Genomic DNA, 22,302 nt, shown 5'->3' with positions numbered 1-22,302 from the left:
CGTGAAACCAGTCAGAGGTCGTCAGATCAATTCCAGTAGGTTCTGGCTCATTCGCATGGGCTGGCTGACGATCGTGTGGTTGCTGATGACCGTTTCGGTTGCGGTGGCGCAGGAAATTAAAATCCCCGTTCCCGACACCCAAGGCGATTCGCTCACCCGGGCAGATTCGATTACGAAAGGCATTCGGGATGCCAAACAGGTGGTACGGGACAGTTTGTTTTACACGAACCTGAAAAACCGGATGTTCAAACGCAAGCTTACGCGCGAACTCCATAAACTGCTTTTTCACGACATGTACAACAGCCGGATCAAAACCGGGGATGTCAATGAGATTGAAGTCAATCCTTTTATAAAATACCAGGGCCGGGTGATCAATAAAATCTTCATCCGGCGGCTGGGCGTTTTTGGCTCCAGCGTATACGATACGCTACGCCGACCCCGAAGCTGGCTCGAACGAACGGCAAACCAGCTTCATGCTGACACCCGCGAGGGGGTGATCCGGCGCTCGTTTCTGCTATTCGAAGAGGGCGACCGCGTTAGCCCGGACACACTCCGCGACAACGAGCGGCTGCTCCGAAACTCCAATGTGTTTCACGATGCGCGGATCATCGTGGTGCCGCACGAGGGAAGCCGGGGTTTTGTCGATGTCTACGTCATCACGCAGGACGTCTGGTCTTTGTTGCCGTCGGGTAGCGTAGGCGGTTTCAACCGGTTCGATCTGCGGCTGGAGCAGCGAAACTTCCGGGGACTGGCCCACACCTTTTCCAACCAGATTGCATACAACGCCGATGATCCCTTTCAAAAACTCGAATACCGGGGGCGGTATATTGTTCCGTACATTGGCAAAACGTTTTTTACGGGACAAGCCGATCTGGTAGAAACCCGCGATTTAAAACAATATGCGGTTCGCTTCTACCGTCCGTTTCTGACACCGGATACCAAGTGGGCGGGTTCGGCCGAACTGAGTTACAACCGGTTTCCCCGGTATATCGTCTTTTCCGAAGACAGCGCTCAACTCACCAAACTCGGCTATTATTATAATGACGTTTGGGCCGGTTATGCCTTCAAACCGTTCTTCAGTTTTCTGGGGGAAGGGGACGACCGGACGCGGCTGGTGGTGGCCGCCCGGTTTACGCGACTGGCTTTCACCAACCGGCCGGAAGTGCGGCAGGATACCAATCAGTTGTTTCAGAATACGAATGCCACGCTGTTCAGCATTGGTTTGTCGCGTCGGCGCTATGTGCGGGATGTGCTGATCTACGGTTTTGGCCGGACAGAGGACGTTCCGTTCGGGAGTCTGGCGTCCATTGTGGCGGGGTACGATAATGCCGAGCTGGGTCAGCGCAAGTACCTGGGTTTCAAATACTCCAAAGCGCATTACCTCGAATCGTTTGGTTATCTGTACGGCGCGTTGAGTATCGGTAGTTTTCTGCGCAGCAAGACCACCGTCGAGCAGGGTGTTTTTTCGCTGGAGTCGAGTTACTTCACCCCCCTTCGAACGACCAACTGGGGCAACTGGCGTCATTTTATCAACTTCCGCTATACGATGGGCTCCCAGCGGTTCGACAGTGAATTCCTGACGCTGAGTGGCCGCGACCGACTCGGGATCAACAACAACGAACTGCGCGGCACGAAATTATTATTGACCAATCTCGAAAACATTTTATTCTCCCGCCTGAACATCGTCGGTTTTCGGGTGGCCATTGTCACCTTTGCCAACCTCGGGCTGGTCACCTACCAGACCCGGAAACTGTTTCAGGGGCCTCTCTATCAGGGCTATGGCGTGGCTTTCCGGTTGCGGAACGAAAACCTGACCTTCAACAGTTTCCAGATCAGGATTGCCTGGTATCCCAATATTCCAAACAACCCGGCACCCTTCCGCCCGGCCTTCGAAGGAATACCAACGGCCCGTTTCCGCGACTTCGACACCTCGGCACCAGAAATTATTCCATACCGCTGAAACTTTTTTTGAATATAATGTTGTTACATTAAATGTATAGACAGTATATTTGTAACGTTAACGGGGACTGGTAATTAAAGGTGAAATAGTTATTTTGCAACTGAACCGAAGAAGCCGTTCCTCACTTAGCAAAAATGACAATGCCAATCGAGAATGACATCAAACAGACAACATCGTTCCGGTCTCCGTATCACCGGATGACGGTGAACCTGATGTATACCAACGGGTGGGTATGCGATGAACAGATGTATTTACTAAAACCGTATGGGTTAACCATTCAGCAATACAACGTTCTCCGGATTTTGCGCGGACAGTACCCTAACCCGGTCAAAGTAGCGGATATTACCGAGCGGATGCTGGATAAAATGTCGAATGCGTCCCGTTTGGTCGATAAATTGCTTGCAAAAGAATTAGCCCAGCGCACCGAATGCCCCAACGATCGTCGGGCGGTCGACGTCGTGATCACGGAAAAAGGGCTGGATCTGTTGAAAATCATGGATCAGCACCAGAATCAGTGGGAAAAGCGGTTTCATAACCTGACCGAAGAAGAAGCCAATGAGTTAAACCGCCTGCTCGACAAACTGCGCGGATCGTCCGAATAGCAATCCTTTTTTACCAATCAATCAAATTACAACCAACCAATTTCCCTAAATTAAAATTTAATCTCATGTACAAGCAAGTATTAGTAGGATTTGTAGCCCTGGCAGTGGCAATCAGCAATCCCGTAGCAGCTAACAATGGTGTTTCCGGCAACGACAAAAACGCCAAAAAGAGTGTCGCCAAAACGACAACCTACAACATCGACGTCGATAAAAGCGTATTGACCTGGAATGGTAAAAAAGTGACCGGCGAACACACCGGCCCCGTGAAAGCTGAAAAAGGCTATTTGACCCTTAATGGCAACCAGTTGAAAGGTGGTGTCGTATCGATCGACCTTCGGACAATGACCAGCACCGATCTGAAAGACAACAAGGAATACCACGACAAACTGATCAACCACCTGAAATCGGACGATTTCTTCTCGGTTGCCAAACACCCGGTTGCTACGTTCAAAATCACGAAAGTGAAAGCCACCGCCGGTAATGTTGCTGATGTAACCGGTGATCTGACGATCAAAGGCATCACGAATCCCGTCACGTTCCCGGTAACGTATTCCGTTTCGGGTAACACGCTGACGGCTAATGGTAAAGCTACCATCAACCGCGCTAAATTCGAGATTAAATACGGCTCGAAGTCGTTCTTCGATAACCTGGGCGACAAAGTGATCTACGATGATTTCACCGTCGATATGAACATTGTGGCAACGGCCGACAATGCAGCCTCCGGTGTAAAAACGAAATAAGTTTTTAGCGTACCCCCGTAACGAACCGCGTTCCTGATCATCAGGACGCGGTTTTTTTGTGTCCATAGGTTGAGATTCTTTGGGGATGCTTCAGGGATTGAATGGTGGTTTTTTGAGAGAATCTGAGAATAATAAAAAAAAATCTACGAATAGACTAGGGGATAAGCCCGGTTTCGCGGACTTAGTAGTAAACCCGATCCGTTTGTCTTCCTTTGTCGATGGCCGAAAATCTACCCGATAATCCTGTTCCCTCCAATCCGTTCCGGCAGCCACCTGCGGAACCGGTGGTGATCGATACCGAATTTCTGATTCGGCAGACGTTCGAGAGCGACGCTCGGCGGGGCTATGAACTGCTTTTTCGGCGGTATTACCGGACGCTGTGCAGCCAGGCGGTTCGGTTTGTCCACTCGCGTACCATCGCTGAAGACCTGGTGAGCGAAGTGTTTTTCAGCTTCTGGAAAAACCAGGTTCACCAGCACATTACCACGTCCTATCAGGCGTATTTGTATGCTGCCGTCCGGAAACGGGCTTACACGCACCTGCGGCTGGAATTTCGGCAGGAAGCGATGCCTGCGGAGACCGAAGCCGATGGAATGGACGCCGATTTTGCGCTCGATCCCGAGCAACTGCTCCAGTATACGGAACTCTACCAGCGCATCGAAGAAACCGTTCGGCTGCTTCCCCCGCAATGCCAGCGCGTGTTTGTGATGAGCCGGTTTGAAGGCAAAAAGCACCGCGAGATTGCCGACGAACTCCAGATTTCTCCGAAAACGATCGAAGCCCATTTAAGCCGTGCGCTTTCGCAACTCCGCCAGTCGCTCCAATTGGGCCTTTTTTGCTGGCTAACGGCATTTGCCTTTGTTCATCCTGCCACGCAACCGGGCTCCCCTGCATCGGCGCAAACCTCCGTCATCGTATGAAACCGGTTATCACGAAAGAAAAATTGTTCGAACATTTTGCGGGTCGTTCCACGGCTTTGCAACGGACGATGATCGCCGAGTGGTTGCAGCAACCGGCCAACCAATTGCACTACGTCGCCTGGCTCGACGAATGGGAACGCCAGCATCTCCAGTACATCGCCGATGAAGATGCAGCCCTGCAAACCCTTACGGATCGCATCGAAAGCTGGGAACAACAACACCCGACAGTTCCGGCAAACCAGCCGACCCGCATTCATCCGTTGCCGGTTCAGCCACGCTGGCTGGTGGCGGCTGTGGTGGTGCTTTCGCTGCTGGCGGGACTTTACGCGGGTCGGCAACGGCTGCTTTACCAGACCATAGCGACCGGCTTTGGCGAAACCCGACCGGTAACGCTGTCCGATGGTTCGCAGGTAACCCTCAATGCCAATTCGACGCTGCGCGTGCCGCGTTTTGGCTTCGGCACACAAACCCGGGCCGTGTGGCTGACGGGCGAAGCGGCTTTTTCCATCCGGCATACGCCAACGCACCAGCGGTTTGTCGTTCATACGAAGCGGGGCGTTGAGGTGGAGGTATTGGGTACCGAATTTAACGTATATGACCGACCGCAGGAAACCAAAATTGTGCTGAGTCGCGGAGCCATCCAGCTCAACTACACCAGTCCGACCCAGCCCGTTCGTCGTCTGCGTCTGAAACCGGGCGATGCCGTCCGGGTCAATCCCGCCGGTCAGTTAACCCAAAGTCATACGGCTCAACCTGAGGTTAGTACGGCCTGGCGCGATCACCGGTTTGTGTTCAAAAGCACCCCCGTTCGGGAAATTGCCGATCTCCTCCGCGATACCTACGACCTGCGTTTGGAACTAAAAAATCCGGCGTTGGCCAACCGCACCATTACGGGTTCTTTCCAGGCCCACGATGCCGACGAGTTTCTGCAGGTGGTGGCTGAATTGCTGGAAATCAATTACAAACAGAAAGAAAATACCGTCACTTTTTTCGAATAGCCTTTCTACCCTTACCAACCTTCCCGTTCTATGTGTTCACCCTTGAACTCTACTCCGCTGCCCGTTTTGCTGGTTGCCTGGTTACTGAGCAGTCCGCAACCGGCCAGCAGCCAGACCCTGGCGATGGTTCGGCAGCAGGACCGCACGACGATGGCTCCATCGGCCGTGGTGACGCGCCGACTGGCCGACGTGCTGAATGACCTGAAAACCCGGTATCGGACCGATATTCTGTTTGAAGACCGTACCATCGCCAATCTGACCGTTCCGGCGGATGCGTTGGCCGGCAGTGCAACGCTCGAAGACGCGCTAAGACGCTTGCTGAAACCGTTCAATCTGCGCTACAAACAGGTAAAACCGGGTACGTGGGTCGTTCTGAACCGAAAACCGCCGGTCGGTGATGCGCGATTTCCGGTTGCACCTATAACCGGTTCGGAGCAGGCCGGTAACCCGGAAATCAGCGGGTTGCCGTCTTCCCTGACCGCGTCGACAACCGCCGTTCCGGTGGATATTTCCGTTGGAGGTACGGTGACGGGGGCCGACAATGGCGGTTCGCTGCCCGGCGTCAGCGTAGTTTTGAAAGGCACCAACCGGGGTACGACGACCGATGCCAACGGGCGGTATCAGTTGAGCGTTCCGGAACCAGCAACGGGCCTGACGCTGGTTTTTTCGTACGTGGGGTACCTGGCGCAGGAAGAGGTGATCAATAACCGCTCGGAAATTAATGTAGAGTTGAAAGTAAACAGTCAAGCGCTGAACGAAGTGGTTGTCGTGGGATATGGAACGGTGCGAAAAAGCGATCTGACCGGTTCTGTGACCTCATTGAAAGCGCAGGATCTGACGCGGGGAGCCAACATGAACCTACAGCAAACGCTGGCGGGTCGGGCACCGGGCGTGCAGATTTACCAGAAAAGCGGGGAACCGGGCGCTACCATGAGCGTGCAAATTCGGGGCATTACGTCCATTACGGGCAACAACGACCCTTTGTACGTGGTGGATGGTTTGCCGGTGAATGATGGCACGGCCATTGGCTCGGCGAGCGCGGGCGGCACGACCAGCAATCCCAACAACCGGACGCCTTTGAACAGCCTGAATCCTGCCGATATTGAATCGATTGAAATCTTGAAAGATGCCTCCGCTACGGCCATTTATGGGTCACGCGGGGCGAATGGGGTAGTGATCATTACCACCAAAAAAGGCAAAGAAGGCAAGCTGAAGGTGGAATACAACGGAACCTACGGGGTTCAGACGGTGGCGCATACCCAGCAGTTTATGACGGGGGATGAATACACGAAAGTAATTAATGAAATCATTGACCTCGGCAAACTCAGCACGCCCAAAGTCACCGGTCCGAACGCTAACACCGACTGGCAGAGGCTGTTGTTACGCAATGCCCCCATCCAGTCACACGATCTGTCGTTCAGTGGCGCCGGTGGAAATACCAAATATTATGTATCGGTTGGGTATTTTAACCAGGACGGTATTATGCTGAAATCCGGCACCAACCGCTACAACGCCCGGGTAAATCTGGAAAACGGCATTGCTTCCAAATACAATGTTGGGGTGAGTTTGACGACGGCCTACAGCCGCGATTACTACAACGCAACCGGCGTCGGCCTGAACGACAACGCCAGTGCGCTCTACATGGCCCAAAACTACGATCCGACGGCAGCACCCTACAACCCCGACGGTTCGTTTTACCGCTCGCCGTTGATGGCACCGATGGACAATCCGCTGGCCGTCATCAATGGGCAGTATGGCATGGGCGACACCTACCGCACCTTTGGGAACGTGTACGCGGAATATTTCCTGATGCCGTCGTTGTCTGCCAAGGTTCGGGTCGGCGTGGATTTGAACAACAACCAGCGGTATTTCTGGATCGATCCCACTACGCTAACCGGTTTGTCGTACAATGGGTATGCCGACGTGCGCGACGGAAAACGGGGGTATTACCTGACCGAAGGGACGCTGAACTACAACAAGGAGTTGAAAGATCACCGGATTTCGGCGGTGGCCGGGGCGACCTATGAGCGCTATACATCGAGCAACCTGATCGCCAATTCCCGGTCGTTTGCCCTGCCAGATCTGACGTTCGATGCCCTGGGTACCGGCGATAATACGCTGAACGGGGTGGGCAGTGGGCGTCAGGAAAACAAACTTGTCTCGTTTCTGGGGCGCGCCAGTTATGCCTACAAAGGGAAATATCTGCTGACGGCGTCGATTCGCGCCGATGGTTCGGCACGGTTTGGCCCCAACAAACGGTTCGGGTATTTTCCGTCGGCAGCCGTGGCCTGGCGGATTTATGACGAGGATTTTCTGAAAAATAACCGGGTGCTGAGTGAACTGAAACTGCGGGCGAGCTACGGCGTCACCGGGAACCAGCCGACGGTTAATTACCTTTACTTTTCGACTTATTCTGCCGGACGCAATGCGGTTTTTAACGGCAACAAAGTAAGCTCGCTCCAGCCCAGCCGCAGTGCCAATCCGGATCTGCAATGGGAAGCCGCCGTGCAGGCCGACATCGGGGTGGATTTTGGGTTCTTCAACTCGCGTCTGACGGGGAGCATCGACTACTATAACCGGAAGACTTCCAATCTGTTGTATGACATTCCACAACCGGCCAGCACCGGTTTTGGCAGCCGGACCGAGAACGTGGGCAGTATGCGCAACACCGGTCTGGAACTGGCGCTGAAAGCCGTCATTGTGAACCAGAAAGACGTTCGGTTCGATGCCGGTTTCAACATCACGACGCTGAAAAACCGGGTGTTGAGTCTGGGAAATGTGAGTCAAGCCATCGGCACCGGGCCGGGCAGCATCGGTCAGGTGAGCATTCTGAAACCCGGCGAATCCATCGGTTCTTTTTATGGGTATCTGGTCGATGGGGTCTGGCAAACGGGCGACGATTTCGGTCAGGCCCAAACCGGCGTCCGGCCCGGCGACCTGAAATACCGCGATCTGGATGGCAATAAAATCATCAATGCCAACGACCGGGTAGTGCTGGGCAAATCGCTGCCTGATTTCTACTACGGTTTTAACACCAGCGTTTCGTATAAAACCCTCGTTCTGGATGTGTTTCTGGAAGGATCGCAGGGCGCTAAAATGCTGAACAGCAGTCTGGTCGATTCGTATTACCCGGTGGATTATCGCCGGAACAAACTGGCCGAACCGTATCTGAACCGTTGGACGCCCACCAACCCCACCAACGACTATCCGTCGTTTCTGCCGAACGATGTGCAGGGGCAACGGCAGGTGACCAACAAAACCGTTGAAGATGCGTCGTACCTGCGGCTTCAGTCGATTCGGTTGTCGTACAAAATTCCCCTGAAAACGCGGTTCATCAGTGGCGCGTCGGTTTTCGTAACCGGGCAGAATCTGTACACCTTTACCAACTACTCCGGCTCCGACCCGGCAGCCAATGCCCTCGGCGACAATATTTTACGCATCGACTACAACACCTATCCCTTAACCAGAACCTTTACGACGGGGCTAAACCTCCAGTTCTGACAGTGAAACGAGACTTTATACGTCCTAACAGTGGATCACCCATGAAAAAGATCGTCAACTATATCCTCCTCGTTGGTGCGGTTCTGGCGTTGCCAGCCTGCGAAGAAACCCTGGAAGTAACTCCCAAATCCGAATTTTCGCCGGGCAACGTGCTGACGTCCGAAAGCGGGATCAAGTCGCTGCTGTTTTCGGCCTATGCCCAGGCGCAAACCCAATCCAACTCCCGCTACGTCATCAATGATTCGGAAGTCTGCACCGACCTGGCGTTCAATACCGGCGGGGCCGAAAACGGGCAGCTCATCACGATCATCAATTTCACTTGGGACCCGTCGCTGGGAACATTTAACGATGATATGTGGGCTCCGAATTACCGGGCCATTCGCGATGCCAACGGCGTTATTGAGAACATCGACAACGTGAACACGACCGATGCCATCAAGAAACTGTTCAAGGCGGAAGCGCGCGTGCTGCGGGCGCAGGCCTACGCGATCCTGTACAATTTCTTTGGTACGGTTCCGCTCAGGACTTCAACGAGTCAGCTTGGCGGACTGGCGCGGGCTGCGGAGGCTGATCTTAAAACGTTTATCGAAACCGAAATCAGTCAATCCGTTGCCGATTTGCCCGATCCGGGGAAAGAAGAAGCGTATGGCCGGTTGAACAAAGGCAATGCGAACGGGATTCTGGCCAAGTTTTACCTCAATACCAAACAGTGGCAGAAAGCCGCCGATGCCGCAAAAGCCGTCATCGACTTGAACTATTACGCCCTGAATCCTGCTTTTTCGGACCTGTTTCGGGTCGAGAATGAAGGCATGAACAACCGCGAAATGCTGCTGGTATTGCCGTGCCGCACCGAAGATCCGTTCGGGAACTGGTTTCAGGCCGGGACCTTGCCGCCATCGTACAAAAGCAGTCCGCAGTTTCCTAATTACGTTTACAAGACCACCATGTCGAATTTTGCGACGCAATACCGCCTGCGAACCGCCTTCACCAGCACGTTTGCCCCGACCGATAAACGCCTGCAACTGATCTGCACCAGCTACGTCAACACCAGCAACCAGACCGTCGATTTGTCGACCGGCGACAACGCCCGGAGTTTCAAATACTGGGACAACAATACGGTGGGCAACAACAGCGGAACCGACGTGCCGGTGATTCGGTATGCCGACATCCTGCTGACCCGCGCCGAAGCCCTGAATGAACTGAATGGCCCGACCGCCGAGTGTTTTACGCTGATCAATCAGGTGCGGAGCCGGGCCGGGATTGCCAATCTGACAGCCGCTGATGCCGCCACCAAAGAAGCCTTCCGGACGGCTATTTTCCGGGAGCGGGGCTGGGAGTTTGTCTCCGAAGGCAAGCGCCGGGAAGATCTGATTCGTCAGGGAACATTCATTTCGCTGGCTCAGGCCCGGGGCATAACGAACGCCAAACCGGAGCGGGTGCTGTTCCCGATTCCGCAGTCCGAAATTGATGCCAACAAGTTGTGTGTCCAGAATCCGGGCTATTGACTCCAAGACTTACGTCTGATAATTCTGATGCACTTGCTTTTTGCCCCTAAATCCCCTAAAGGGGACTTTTAGCATCCAGATTAACCCGCGTCCAAGTCCCCTTTAGGGGATTTAGGGGCAAAAAGCGAAAGTCTTAAACTCTTTACTTTATTACAAGTAAGTATGAAACGATTATTGACCATTGTGGGGGTACTGATGCTGGTTGCGACCGGATTAAACGCCCAAAACAAGATCTGGACGCCCGAAAAGGCGAATGCCTGGTATCAGAAACAAGGCTGGATCCGGGGCTGTAACTTCCAGCCCAGTTCGGCCATCAACCAACTGGAAATGTTTCAGGCGGCAACCTTCGATCCCCAAACGCTCGACCGCGAACTTGGTTGGGCCGAAGGGCTGGGACTCAATGCGATGCGGGTGTATCTGCACCATGTGGCCTGGACGTCGGATCAGGCGGGGTTCAAAAAGCGGCTCGACCAATACCTCGGAATCTCCCAAAAACACGGTATTAAAACCATTCTGGTGTTTTTTGACGACTGCTGGAACGACGAATACCACCCCGGAAAGCAGCCGGAACCCAAACCGGGTATTCATAACAGCGGCTGGGTGCGCGACCCCGGCACCATGATCCACACCCATCCCGACAGTTTGGCGATGCTGGAACGGTATGTGAAAGATGTGATGACCACCTTTAAAAACGACGAGCGGATTCTGCTCTGGGATCTGTATAACGAACCGGGCAACAACCAGTATTTCAGCAAAAGTTTGCCATTGCTGAAAGCGGTTTTTAGCTGGGCGCGGGCCGTTGATCCTTCGCAGCCGGTGAGTGCCGGTTTGTGGAACTGGGACGAAAAGTTTAACGAGCTAAACCAGTTTCAGCTCGAAAATTCGGATGTGATCACCTACCACCATTACAAGTATATCGATGATCATAAAAAGCGGATTGCGGACCTCCGGCAACACAAACGGCCGCTGATCTGCACCGAATACATGGCCCGGTCCAACGGCAGTCTTTTTCAGACCATCATGCCGCTGCTGAAACAGGAAAACATCGGTGCGGTCAACTGGGGATTTGTGGCGGGTAAAACCAATACCATCTACGCCTGGCGAATGCCCATGCCCGACGGCAAGGAGCCGGAATTGTGGTTTCACGACATTTTGCGGAAAGACGGAACACCTTTCAGCGCAGAGGAGGTGAAGACGATCAAGACATTGACCGGTAAAAAATAAAAGTGTCGATCCATCCGGCGTGGATTATCTGTAGGTTGCATTCATATTGGTTCAAATTCACTGGTTACGTTATGAAGAAGGGGCTTTTGGTTCTGTCGATCCCTTTGCTGGCCGTTTTTGCCATCCTGTTTCTGGGCAGTTTTGAGAAAAAACCGCTCGTTGCCCCGTCACCCAAAGCGCCCGCCCGGCCCAACATCATTGTGATCATGGCGGACGACCTCGGCTTTTCGGATGTTGGCTGCTACGGCGGTGAAATTCATACCCCGAACATCGATTATCTAGCCAAAAACGGTATTCGGTACACCCAGTTTTACAACACCTCGCGCTGCTGCCCGACGCGAGCCAGCCTGCTGACCGGTTTATACAACCAGCAGGCCGGTATTGGCAAAATGACCGAAGCGGAAGACCAACCCGGCTACCGTGGACACCTGACCGAAAATACCGTAACGCTGGCGGAAGTGCTCAAAACCGCTGGTTACCAGACAGCGATGACCGGTAAATGGCACGTGTCGAATACCAACGTGCAGAAAGATCCGAAAGAGCAACTGGCGTGGCTGAACCACCAGAAAGACTACGGCGATTTTGCCCCCATCGACCAATACCCTACCAGCCGGGGGTTTGACCGGTACTTTGGCAACATCTGGGGCGTCGTCGATTTTTTCGACCCGTTTAGTCTGGTGAACGGCACCAAACCGGTCAAGGCCGTTCCGAAGAACTACTACCACACAGATGCCATCAGCGATACGACGGTGGCTTATATTCAATCTTTTGCGAAGGGATCGGCACCGTTTTTTCTGTATGTGGCTCACACGGCCCCGCACTGGCCGCTCATGGCGCTGCCCGAAGACATTGCGAAATACAAGGATACCTATAGAGTGGGCTGGGATGTGATTCGCAAAAACCGGTATGAGAAAATGGTCAAACTGGGCCTGATCGATCCGAAGAAAACCAAACTCTCCGACCGCTGGCAGAATGATCTGACGTGGGAAAACAACCCGGATAAAGAATGGGATGCCCGCGCGATGGCCGTTCATGCCGCCATGATCGACCGGATGGATCAGGGCATTGGCCGGATGCTGAAAGCCCTGCGCGAAACCGGCCAACTGGACAATACGCTGATTCTGTTTTTGTCGGACAACGGAGCCAGTCCCGAAAACTGTGCAGCTTACGGTCCCGGTTTCGACCGGCCCAACCAGACGCGCGATGGCCGACCGATTGCCTACGATCTCAAAAAGCAGGTCATGCCGGGCGCGCAAACGTCCTATGCCTCGATTGGACAGCGTTGGGCCAACGTCGCCAACACGCCGTATCAATTCTGGAAAGCCGAATCTTCAGAAGGGGGCGTTCATACGCCTTTGGTGGCGTTCTGGCCCAACGGGATGACGGCTAAAAAAGGCGGTTTTAGCGCTCAGACGGGGCATGTGATGGATTTCATGAGCACGTTTGTCGAACTGGCCGGTGCGACGTACCCCAAAACCCACCAGGGCCACGCGATCACGCCCACCACGGGTGTCAGCCTGGTGCCTTCTTTTCAGGGAAAACCGGTGGTGGGTCATTCAACCTTGTTTAACGAACATTTTGGCGCGCGGTATGCCCGGTCCGGCAACTGGAAACTGGTTTCGGCCAGCCGCGATACCACCTGGCGGTTGTTCGATCTGGCAACGGATCAAACCGAGATGAACGATTTGGCGGCCCGGTATCCCGATAAAGTGCGTGAACTGGAAGGTCTATGGCGTCAGTGGGCGAATACCCATCAGGTGTTTCCAAAACCGGGGAAGAAAACGAATTGATTATTCAAACCGGGGTAGATCGTCCAGAAAATCAACGGTTTGGAGTTGGTAATCGACGCAGCAGCAGAAGTGCGTCAGGCCATTGGTTACTACGATGTACGGTGCCTGATGGATGTGGTTGTAGCGGCCAATCTGGTCGAAAACCTGCTGCGTGACGGTCACCTGGGGGGCTTTGCACTCCACGAGCAAAAACGGTTTCCCAAGCCGGTCGAACACCAGAATGTCCGTTCGTTTCCGCAACTGATTGAGCTTCAAACCGCCCTCCGTCCGAATCAATGATTTCGGATAGCCATACTGATTCAGCAGCAGATGCACGACGTGTTGCCGCACCCATTCTTCCGGGGTAATGAGCACATACTTCTTCCGCAACACGTCGAAAATATACGGTTTCCCCTCGATCTGCTTCGTATTGTAATCAAAAACCGGTAGGTTTAACGATTCCATCCGTCAAAAATACGGAATCTGACGGAGTAATTGATCCGTTGATCACTGCTACGCTTCAAACCATGAAAACCAAAGATGAAATTGTCCAAAACTGGCTTCCCCGGTATACCGGAACGCCCATCGAGCAATTCGGAGAGTACATTCTGCTGACGAATTTTATCAACTACGTCGAGCTGTTTGCGAAAAAATACGATACCGAAATCTACGGGCTGGGCCGGGCCATGCAAACGGCAACTGCCGACAACATCACGATCATCAACTTCGGAATGGGCAGTGCCATGGCCGCAACGGTCATGGATTTGCTGACGGCGGTGAGTCCCAAGGCGGTGTTGTTTCTGGGAAAATGCGGTGGTTTGAAAAAAACGCTGGTCGGTGACCTGGTTTTGCCCATTGCGGCCATTCGGGGCGACGGCACCAGCAACGATTACATGCGGCCCGAAATCCCGGCATTGCCGTCGTTTCGGTTGCAGCGGGCGGTGTCGTCCATGATCAAAAAACATGAACTGGATTACTGGACCGGTACGGTCTATACGACGAACCGGCGCATCTGGGAACACGACGAAGTGTTCAAGGAATATTTGCGCGAGATTCGGGCGATGGCGATCGATATGGAAACCGCCACGATCTTCATCGTCGGTTTTGCCAACGCCATTCCGCACGGCGCCCTGCTGCTGGTTTCCGACAATCCGATGGTGCCGGAAGGCGTCAAAACCGAAGAAAGCGACAAACGCGTCACCAGCTCGTACGTCGAAAAACACCTCCAGATCGGCATCGACTCCCTCCGCGAACTAGCCAACTCAGGCGAATCGGTCAAGCACCTGCGGTTTGAGTAAAGAGTTAGGAATTAAGAGTTATGAGTGAAGAGTTGGCTGACGCATTTAACTCTTCACTCATAACTCTTAATTCCTAACTCAATTGCAATAATCACTAATTGCCTTATACGACGGGGTATAGCCGAGTTCGCCGGATTTGCTGAGGTCGAGGCAGCCGCCGTTTTCGTCGCCCAGACTGTGGCGGATGATGCCGCGCACGTAGTAGACTTCTGCGTATTTCGGATCAAGTTGAAGTGCGCTGTTGCAGTCCAGAATCGCCCCTTTCTGGTCGCCCTGCTGTGAGCGGATGAGGCCGCGGGTGAAGTAGGCTTCGGAGTAGGTCGGGTTCAGTTCGATGGCTTTGTTCAGATCGGCCGTGGCTCCTTTGATGTCGTTGACTTTGCTTTTGCTGATGGCCCGGTTAAAATACGCTTCCGAGCGTTCGGTCGACAGGGCGTCGATGATGTTTTTCTGCTGCACGGCGTTCCGCAAATTGTCCAGAACCGCCCTTGAAATTTTGCCGTTATAGACCACTTTCGTTTCCACGTTGGCATTGTTGATTTCAATGGCCGTATTGTAATCCTGAATCGCACCTTTCTGGTCGCCCAGTTTGCCACGGCAGAAGGCCCGGCCATAAAAAGCCCGGTAGTTGGTTGCTTCCAGAACAATCGCCCGGTCATAGTCATTCAACGCACTTTTGTAATCTTCCAGTTTGCTTTTGGCAAAGCCCCGGTTGTAGAACGATTCGCCGTCTTCGGGCGCCAGTTCGATGGCTTTATTGAGGTCTTCAGCGGCTTTTTGATACTGACCCAGTTGGATCAGCGATGCCCCCCGACCGGCGTAAGCCTGCGCCCGTTTGGGATTCAGTTCGATCACCTTCGAAAAATCGGCCAGACTGCCCGCATAGTCGTCCAGTTTCTGTTTGGTAATGCCGCGGGCATACAGCGTCTGGACGTTGTTGGGGTCCAGCTCGATGGTTTTGGAGAAATCCTGCAAGGCACCCCGGTATTGTTCCAGGCGGCTGCGGCTCACGCCCCGGTAATAATACGCCTGGGCATCGTCGGGCGCTAGTTCGATGGCCCGGCTGAAGTCCATGAGGGCCGCGCGGTGGTCGTCCTGTTTGCTTTTGCTGACCCCGCGACTGAGGTAAGCCAGGGCATCTTTTCCGTTCAGTTCAATGGCCCGGTCGTAGTCCAGAATAGCGCCGCGGTGGTCTTTCAGATTGGCTTTGGCCAGTCCGCGGTTGTAGTAGCTGGGTGCGTTTTCGGGGTTAGCTCCAATGGCCATACTGAATGCCTGCAAAGCACCCATGAAATCGCCCGATTTACTTTTCACAATGCCGGCTTCAAAAAACGTGGCCGCGGTCTGCTGCGCCTGTAGGATCGTGGTACTTAGGAAGACGCAAAAAATGAAGGATAGAAGACGGTAATACTGGAACATAAGTAATAGTACGGTTGAGAGGAAGGTACAGAAGGCTAAAAATAAGGTTTGATTGTCGATGCATCAACAATCAGTTGTATTAAATTTCTTGCTTACTCATACTGAAAAGCCATGCTAACCTTTTTGTGTCCGTATTTCCGCTCCATATCCCGCACTTTTAATCCGTAATTGTAGGGCCTGAATAGGTGATTAGGGAACAACACAGGCGAAAGTCCGCGGTGTTGAGCAGTCCTTCAGACAAAAATGCTGATTAGATAAGACAAAATGTCATTATTTCTTTTAATACACATAATTTTAGTGACAAAATGGCTGATTTGCGTTCTGTTTTTGGATTGGTACACAAGTTGAATAAAGGGAGTTGTAGTTCAGAAATTAAAAAGATAACCAACATAAAGCCATGAGAACCTTAGTTCAATACAACCAGTTACCCTCGTTTTTTAACAATCTGGTAAACCACGAATTCAACCGTCATTTTCACACACCAGCGGTTGCCAAAGCGGCTAGCCCGGTCGTTCCGGCGGTGAATGTGAAAGAAGATGAAACCGCCTATCATATTGAACTGGCGGCCCCCGGTTTGAAGAAAGAAGATTTCGCGATCAACCTGACCAACAACCAGTTGACCATCTCCGCCAAACTGGAAGAAGCGAAGGAAGAAACAACCGAAAAGTACACCCGGAAAGAGTTCAGCTACAGTTCCTTCGAACGGAGTTTCCGCTTACCGAAAAACGTGAACAACGAACAAATTCAGGCCGCCTACACGGACGGTATTTTGAAGATCGATCTGCCGAAAGTTGAAAAACCGGTGATCGAACCCAAGCAAATTGCAGTAGCGTAAGGTGAGTCGACGCATAGAAAGAAAACCCCGGCCGGTTTGGTCGGGGTTTTTTAGTGTTTAGCTTCGGTGGATTTGGGTGAAAAACCGCGTCAGTTTATCCGGATCCAGCTTTCCGTTGGTTCGAACACCGCTGCAAATATCCAGACCGAACGGCTGCACGGTGTCGATGGCCTGCCGGACGTTCTCCGGATTCAGGCCACCAGCCAGAAAAACCGGCACCCGGCTTTGCTCCACAATCCGGCGGCTCAGTGTCCAATCGTGTCGGCGACCCGTTCCGCCCAACTCCTTCACGGCCAGTTTCGGATTGCCCGAATCCAGCAGCAACGCATCCACTTCCTCCGCCGACGCCAGGGCTTCGTCGATGCTGAGCTCATCCAAAACGTGAATCACTTGTACGAGTTTTATGCCCGGTAAAGCCGCTTGCAGGGTCCGGTAACTCCCCGGTGGCAGAGCGTCGACCAACTGAATGGTGTTGGTAAAAACCCGGCGGTGGTGTTCGATCACGGCTTCGGCCGTAGGCTCGCTCGTCAGCAGAAACGTGGCGATGGGGGGAGGCACGGTTTGCGCAATGGTTCGGATGAGGTCATCCCCGATCACACCCGGTCCGCTGGGCATCCGCCCAACCAGGCCCACCGCCGACGCCCCGGCTCCAACGGCAAGCCGGGCCTCTTCCGCACTGCTGATGCAACAAATTTTGACACGCATAACCGAATTTTTGAAAGACGTTAAAAAGGACGACGGGTAGCCCGGTCGTGGGTTGGGGCGGCTCGGCGGCTCATTTACAAAAACAAAGAAATGACAGTTCCACTTAATAAGCAGCAGAATCCTGATCGAACCGTTATTTTTGCCGTATGAATAAAAAGGTTGACACCTACGCAGCCCTTCGTTATCCCGAATTTCGCTTTTTTGCTGCCAATAGCTTTCTGTTTACGGCCACGCTTCTGATTCAGGAGGTTTTGTTGGGGTATGAATTGTATAAGATGACGCACGATCCGCTGGCGCTGGGCCTCGTTGGCCTGGCCGAAGCGCTGCCGTTCATCGCTATGTCGCTGTTTGGCGGGCACCTGGCCGACCGGCGGGAAAAGCGTTCCATTTTACAGATCAGCCTGTCGGTGATTATTCTGGGTTCCGTCATTCTCTATCTGGTGTTCCAACCTTCCGTAGTCGGACATCTGTCCAAATCCACGCAGTTGGTGGTGATTTACAGCGCGTTCGTTTTGATCGGGACGGCCAAAGGATTTTATTCACCTACCAGTTCGTCGTTGAAACCGTTTCTGGTTCCGCGGGAACTGTACGCCAATTCGTCCACCTGGAGCGGTTCGTTCTGGCAGGCCGGTGCCATTGCCGGGCCGGGCATTGCCGGTTTTCTCTACGTCTGGCTGGGGTTGGATTATTCGTTGCTGGTGGTCATCGGTTTGCTGCTGGTTTGTCTGGTATTGATTTCGATGATCAAGAGAAAACCGGTTCCGGTGACCGAAGGCCCGAAAGACAGCCTGTGGAACAGCCTGCGCGAAGGCTTCCGGTTTGTATTCAAAACCAAGATTATTCTCTATTCCATTTCGCTGGATCTGTTTTCGGTTCTGTTCGGTGGCGTGGTGGCTATGCTGCCCGTTTTTGCCGAAGACATTCTGAAGGTAGGCGCTCAGGGGCTGGGAATTCTGCGGGCGGCACCGGCCATCGGCGCCATCGGAACCATGCTGCTCCTGACGCGGTTTCCGCCCACCCACAACGCTTGGCGGAACATGCTCATTGCGGTGTTGGGCTTCGGGGTTTTCACGTTGGTATTCGCTTTCTCGACCCACTTCTGGCTGTCGGTTTTTGCCTTGCTGGTGACGGGCGCGTTCGATAGTGTGAGTGTGGTGATCCGAAACACGGTTTTGCAGATTTTTCCACCCGATCACATGCGGGGTCGGGTGGCGGCTGTCAACGGTATTTTTGTTAGTTCTTCCAACGAGATCGGGGCTTTCGAGTCGGGGGTAGCGGCCCGGCTGCTGGGCGTGGTGCCTTCGGTGGCGCTGGGCGGGGTGGTCACGCTGTTCGTGGTGGCGTATGTTTACTATAATTCCAAAGAGCTGTTTGCGGTTCGCTTAAGTTAGCGCGCTGTACGGTAACAAACTGGCCAAACCGTTGGAATAACGGCAACCGTGTCGTTAATTACAAGGTAATACTTACAAAACCATCTGCTCCCGAACTATGCGTCTGCTAAATCTACTGTTAAGCGGCAGTATTCTACTGACTGTTACCTTGTCGGCGTTTGAGTCGCCGAAAAAAGAAAAGAAACTCGTGAAAGTCTGGGAAACCGACTCCACATTGCGGGTGCCGGAATCGGTGCTGTATGATCCGAAAGGGAAAGTTTTTTATGTGGCCAACATCGTCGGCAAATCCGATTCGCTCGATGGGGACGGTTTTATTTCCAAAGTCTCGCTCGACGGCAAAATCGAAAACCTCAAATGGACGACGGGCCTGAACGCACCCAAAGGCATGGGCATCTACAAAAACCGTCTGTATGTCACGGATGTCTACCGGCTGATTGCCATTAACCTGTCGAACGGACAAGCTGAGCAAACCTGGGATGCCACGGACAAAAAGGCATTTTTGAACGACGTGACGATTGATAAAGACGGAACGGTTTATGTGTCAGACAGCCGCAACAGCAAGATTTACCGCCTGAAAGACAGCAAATGGGAAATCTGGATGGACGGGGGCGAACTGAATAATCCAAACGGTTTGCTGGCAGTCGGCACGAAGAAAATGATGATTGGCAGCACCAAAATCGGGGCTTTACAATCCATCGACGTCGAAACCAAAGCCATTACGAAACTGGCCGACGGCATGGGAAACACCGACGGTATTGTGGCCGTCGGGAAAGATTTCATCGTTTCGGACTGGAGTGGCCGGTTGTTTTACATCACTGCCGACGGACAAAAACAGTTGATGCTCGATTCGCGGCCTGAAAAAATGAATACCGCTGATATTGAATACGTTCCGGGCAAGAAAATGATCGTTGTGCCGACGTTTTTCAAGAACAAGCTGGTTGCCTACCGGGTTGAATAATACAAAATGCAGCGGACGGTGTCAGGTTGGAAAGCCTGACACCGTCCGCTGCTGCTTAGCGCGTAAATTGGCCCCGCTGTAGAAGAAGGCCCATAGCCTTAATCCCGAAAAAAACGTATTGCAGTTGACGCGATTTATCCCATCGGCTACTATGCCTTTTTAAACGGCTGTAAAAATGTTCCTCTACCGGTTCCTCCTGCTATCCGTGCTGCTGCTGCCCGTCTGGTCAGCTTTTGCCCAGTCTGATATTTTCTACAAACAGGATATCAAAACGGGAATATCACTTCCCGCAGAGGCTAATCAGAATGTGCGCAAACTCTTTCTGTCTGAGGGAAGTATCGTTGCGGTTACATCCAACGGTGTCTTTCGATATCGGGATGGCCTATGGAAGGGAAAAAAACAGGGGACTGATTGGATAACCGCGGCACAGGATTCAAAGGGTACAATATGGCTCGCCAGTCAACGGTTGGTGTTGGCAGAAAAAGAAACGAAAGGGTTCGTACAACCGCCCGTTTCAGAAAAAGACTCCATTTCCTGTCTATTCTGGGATGAAAAGAAACTATTTGTAGGTACCACTACCGGACTGCTGATCTGGGATGGAAACTGGAACGTTTTTCCGGGAATGGAAGGCGCATGGGTTACCGCCATTACCAAAGACAGTCGCGGCTGTCTGTATGTGGCGACGAACAAAGGACTGTGGCGTCGGGACACCGAGAAATGGATCAACCTGGATAAAACCCTGATGGCGGTGGGGAATCAGGAAAAATACTTTGCGCTGGCGACCACAAATGGGGGGCGGGATCTACTTTACAGTAGCCCGTGGTCAGTAGGCTGTATCGCAGCCGATGGCGACCATTGGGTAATCACCGGGGCGGATGGGCTACCCTATGGCCCGGTAACGGCTATACGCCCCGGTAATGGGTCTACCTGGATGGGGACCAGGAAGGGAGCGATCAAAAAAGACAAGGGCTGGCACTATTACCTGGGAAAGCGCTGGCTGCCTGATGATCAGGTCAATGACATCCTAATCATTGATTCATTGACGGTATGGATTGCCACACCAAAAGGAATTGTTCAGATCAGGCAGCAGGAGATGACCTTGGCACAGAAGGCTGACTCGATAGAAAAAGTCATCGCGTTACGCCACAACCGGCGCGGGCTGATCAATCAATCGATGTTGAAGCTGCCGGGAGATTTGACGAGCAGCTACATGCAAAACGAAGACAATGACGGATTATGGACCGCCTGTTATCTGGCTGCGGAATGCTTTCGTTACGGTGTTACCAAAGATTCCGCGGCCAAGGCAAATGCCATCCGAACCTTCGAAGCCCTTGAAAGACTGGAAACCGTGAGCGGCATTCCGGGTTATCCGGCACGTTCCTATGCGGCATCTACCGACCCGATCACGCAGTCCCGATCACCGCATCCCAAGGTATGGCATCTATCGGCTGACGGGAAATGGTATTGGCTGGACGACACGAGTTCGGACGAAATTACGGGGCACTTGTTTGTCCTTCCCCTGTTTTTCGATCTTGTTGCCGATGCTGCGCAACAGGAAAGGGTGCGACAACTGATTCGACGCATTGCCACTCATATTATAGACAACCAGTATCATCTGATCGATTTTGACGGGAAGCCGACGCGCTGGGGCATCTGGCATCCCGATTCATTGAACCACTCTCCAAACTGGATGTACGAGCGGGGTTTGAATTCACTGCAGATTCTTTCTTTTATGAAGACCGCCTACCAATTCACAGGTGATCCGAAATTTGAAAAGCACTATCAGGATCTGGTCAGCAAGCACGGATATGCGCAGAACGCACTGGAAGCCAAAAAGTACGGCCCCTTTGAAACCAGCCACTCCGATGACATTCTTAATTTTTTCCCGTACTACAATTTACTCCGGTACACGAAGAATGACCCGAATCAGGAGATCTATCTCAAAAGTCTCGTCAGAAGTTGGCACGCGGTACGCAATGACCGGATGCCGGTCTGGAATGTGTTTGCCAGCGCATTGTTAAACCGGGATTGTGACTTGTCCATCGCTTTGGAGGAAATTCAGCAATATCCGGTTGATCTGATCAACTGGACCATGGAAAACAGCCATCGGTGGGATCTTCCCAAAGACCCATTGCTGAGTCGATCGGGAATGCTTCAGTCCACCCGGCCTATTCCCACTCCGGAAAACAATATTTCTCGATGGAACACCAATCCGAAACATTTTCTGGCAGGAAATGGTGGTAAAACGGAGGACAGTGGCACCTATTTCCTTTTCGCCTATTGGATGGGCCGATTTAATGGATTCTGGAAATAAGGATACAAAACGGGTAATCTGGTTGCCCAGTTGCTACCATAAGACTTTCGCTTTTGCCCCGTTACCCTAAAGGGGACTTTTAGCATCCGGATTAAGCTGCGTCCAAGTCCCCTTTAGGGTAACGGGGCAAAAAGCGAAAGTGCGATGAATTATCAGACGTAAG

Annotated in this window: 17 protein-coding genes; 14 read left to right on the top strand and 3 right to left on the bottom strand. The window is 52.8% G+C overall.

All coding sequences use genetic code 11. From position 1 onward, the window contains the following. Position 1: 1 nt before the first annotated feature. From ACS5NO_RS30190 to ACS5NO_RS30150, 9 genes are all read left to right on the top strand, one after another. Positions 2 to 1,960 (top strand): BamA/TamA family outer membrane protein, encoded by a 1,959-nt coding sequence (locus ACS5NO_RS30190; RefSeq protein ID WP_439418577.1) that lies wholly within the window; start codon positions 2 to 4, stop codon positions 1,958 to 1,960. Between the two features lie 140 nt (positions 1,961 to 2,100). After that, entirely contained in the window at positions 2,101 to 2,562 is a 462-nt protein-coding gene (locus ACS5NO_RS30185; protein WP_114407183.1) for a MarR family winged helix-turn-helix transcriptional regulator, read from the top strand. Positions 2,563 to 2,627: 65 nt separating this feature from the next. Further along, complete coding sequence (locus tag ACS5NO_RS30180) at positions 2,628 to 3,302, top strand: YceI family protein (RefSeq protein WP_439418576.1); 675 nt, start codon at positions 2,628 to 2,630, stop codon at positions 3,300 to 3,302. A 218-nt stretch (positions 3,303 to 3,520) separates the two neighbouring features. Further along, positions 3,521 to 4,222 (top strand): RNA polymerase sigma-70 factor, encoded by a 702-nt coding sequence (locus ACS5NO_RS30175; protein ID WP_439418575.1) that lies wholly within the window; start codon positions 3,521 to 3,523, stop codon positions 4,220 to 4,222. Beyond that, on the top strand, positions 4,219 to 5,220 hold the full coding sequence (locus tag ACS5NO_RS30170) for a FecR family protein (protein ID WP_439418574.1): 1,002 nt from the start codon (positions 4,219 to 4,221) through the stop codon (positions 5,218 to 5,220). The genes ACS5NO_RS30175 and ACS5NO_RS30170 overlap by 4 nt, the downstream gene beginning before the upstream one ends. A gap of 30 nt (positions 5,221 to 5,250) precedes the next feature. Next, positions 5,251 to 8,721 (top strand): SusC/RagA family TonB-linked outer membrane protein, encoded by a 3,471-nt coding sequence (locus tag ACS5NO_RS30165; protein WP_439418573.1) that lies wholly within the window; start codon positions 5,251 to 5,253, stop codon positions 8,719 to 8,721. A gap of 41 nt (positions 8,722 to 8,762) precedes the next feature. Further along, on the top strand, positions 8,763 to 10,226 hold the full coding sequence (locus tag ACS5NO_RS30160; protein WP_439418572.1) for a RagB/SusD family nutrient uptake outer membrane protein: 1,464 nt from the start codon (positions 8,763 to 8,765) through the stop codon (positions 10,224 to 10,226). 162 nt (positions 10,227 to 10,388) lie between these two features. Beyond that, positions 10,389 to 11,450 carry a glycoside hydrolase family 2 TIM barrel-domain containing protein gene (locus ACS5NO_RS30155; RefSeq protein WP_439418571.1) on the top strand — a complete coding sequence of 354 codons (1,062 nt, stop codon included), beginning with the start codon at positions 10,389 to 10,391 and terminating at the stop codon, positions 11,448 to 11,450. A 71-nt stretch (positions 11,451 to 11,521) separates the two neighbouring features. After that, positions 11,522 to 13,240: an arylsulfatase gene (locus ACS5NO_RS30150; RefSeq protein ID WP_439418570.1), complete on the top strand. Its 1,719-nt coding sequence runs from the start codon at positions 11,522 to 11,524 to the stop codon at positions 13,238 to 13,240. On the opposite strand, the gene ACS5NO_RS30145 is transcribed toward ACS5NO_RS30150, so the two are convergent. Beyond that, positions 13,241 to 13,684, bottom strand: coding sequence for a type I restriction enzyme HsdR N-terminal domain-containing protein (locus ACS5NO_RS30145; RefSeq protein WP_439418569.1), 444 nt, complete (start codon positions 13,682 to 13,684; stop codon positions 13,241 to 13,243). A 62-nt stretch (positions 13,685 to 13,746) separates the two neighbouring features. Between ACS5NO_RS30145 and ACS5NO_RS30140 the strand changes: the two genes are divergently transcribed. Next, entirely contained in the window at positions 13,747 to 14,517 is a 771-nt protein-coding gene (locus ACS5NO_RS30140; protein WP_439418568.1) for an AMP nucleosidase, read from the top strand. A gap of 78 nt (positions 14,518 to 14,595) precedes the next feature. On the opposite strand, the gene ACS5NO_RS30135 is transcribed toward ACS5NO_RS30140, so the two are convergent. Further along, a complete protein-coding gene (locus ACS5NO_RS30135) occupies positions 14,596 to 15,936 on the bottom strand; it encodes a tetratricopeptide repeat protein (RefSeq protein WP_439418567.1) in 1,341 nt (446 codons plus the stop codon). Positions 15,937 to 16,333: 397 nt separating this feature from the next. Here ACS5NO_RS30135 and ACS5NO_RS30130 point away from each other — a divergent pair, with 397 nt between their 5' ends. Then, a complete protein-coding gene (locus ACS5NO_RS30130; protein ID WP_439418566.1) occupies positions 16,334 to 16,771 on the top strand; it encodes an Hsp20/alpha crystallin family protein in 438 nt (145 codons plus the stop codon). A 57-nt stretch (positions 16,772 to 16,828) separates the two neighbouring features. Here ACS5NO_RS30130 and ACS5NO_RS30125 read toward each other — a convergent pair whose 3' ends face one another. Next, positions 16,829 to 17,476, bottom strand: a complete 648-nt coding sequence (locus tag ACS5NO_RS30125) for a phosphoribosylanthranilate isomerase (protein ID WP_439418565.1) — start codon at positions 17,474 to 17,476, stop codon at positions 16,829 to 16,831. Positions 17,477 to 17,622: 146 nt separating this feature from the next. Here ACS5NO_RS30125 and ACS5NO_RS30120 point away from each other — a divergent pair, with 146 nt between their 5' ends. From ACS5NO_RS30120 to ACS5NO_RS30110, 3 genes are all read left to right on the top strand, one after another. Further along, entirely contained in the window at positions 17,623 to 18,867 is a 1,245-nt protein-coding gene (locus ACS5NO_RS30120; protein ID WP_439418564.1) for an MFS transporter, read from the top strand. A gap of 97 nt (positions 18,868 to 18,964) precedes the next feature. Continuing rightward, complete coding sequence (locus ACS5NO_RS30115; RefSeq protein WP_439418563.1) at positions 18,965 to 19,825, top strand: SMP-30/gluconolactonase/LRE family protein; 861 nt, start codon at positions 18,965 to 18,967, stop codon at positions 19,823 to 19,825. Between the two features lie 175 nt (positions 19,826 to 20,000). Then, positions 20,001 to 22,139 carry a ligand-binding sensor domain-containing protein gene (locus tag ACS5NO_RS30110; protein ID WP_439418562.1) on the top strand — a complete coding sequence of 713 codons (2,139 nt, stop codon included), beginning with the start codon at positions 20,001 to 20,003 and terminating at the stop codon, positions 22,137 to 22,139. Positions 22,140 to 22,302: the final 163 nt, after the last annotated feature.

This window comes from Larkinella fluvii, assembly GCF_051857545.1.
GTDB lineage: Bacteria > Bacteroidota > Bacteroidia > Cytophagales > Spirosomataceae > Larkinella.
The sequence above is the reverse complement of the archived record's forward strand: the minus strand, read 5'-3'. Positions and strand labels throughout refer to the sequence as shown.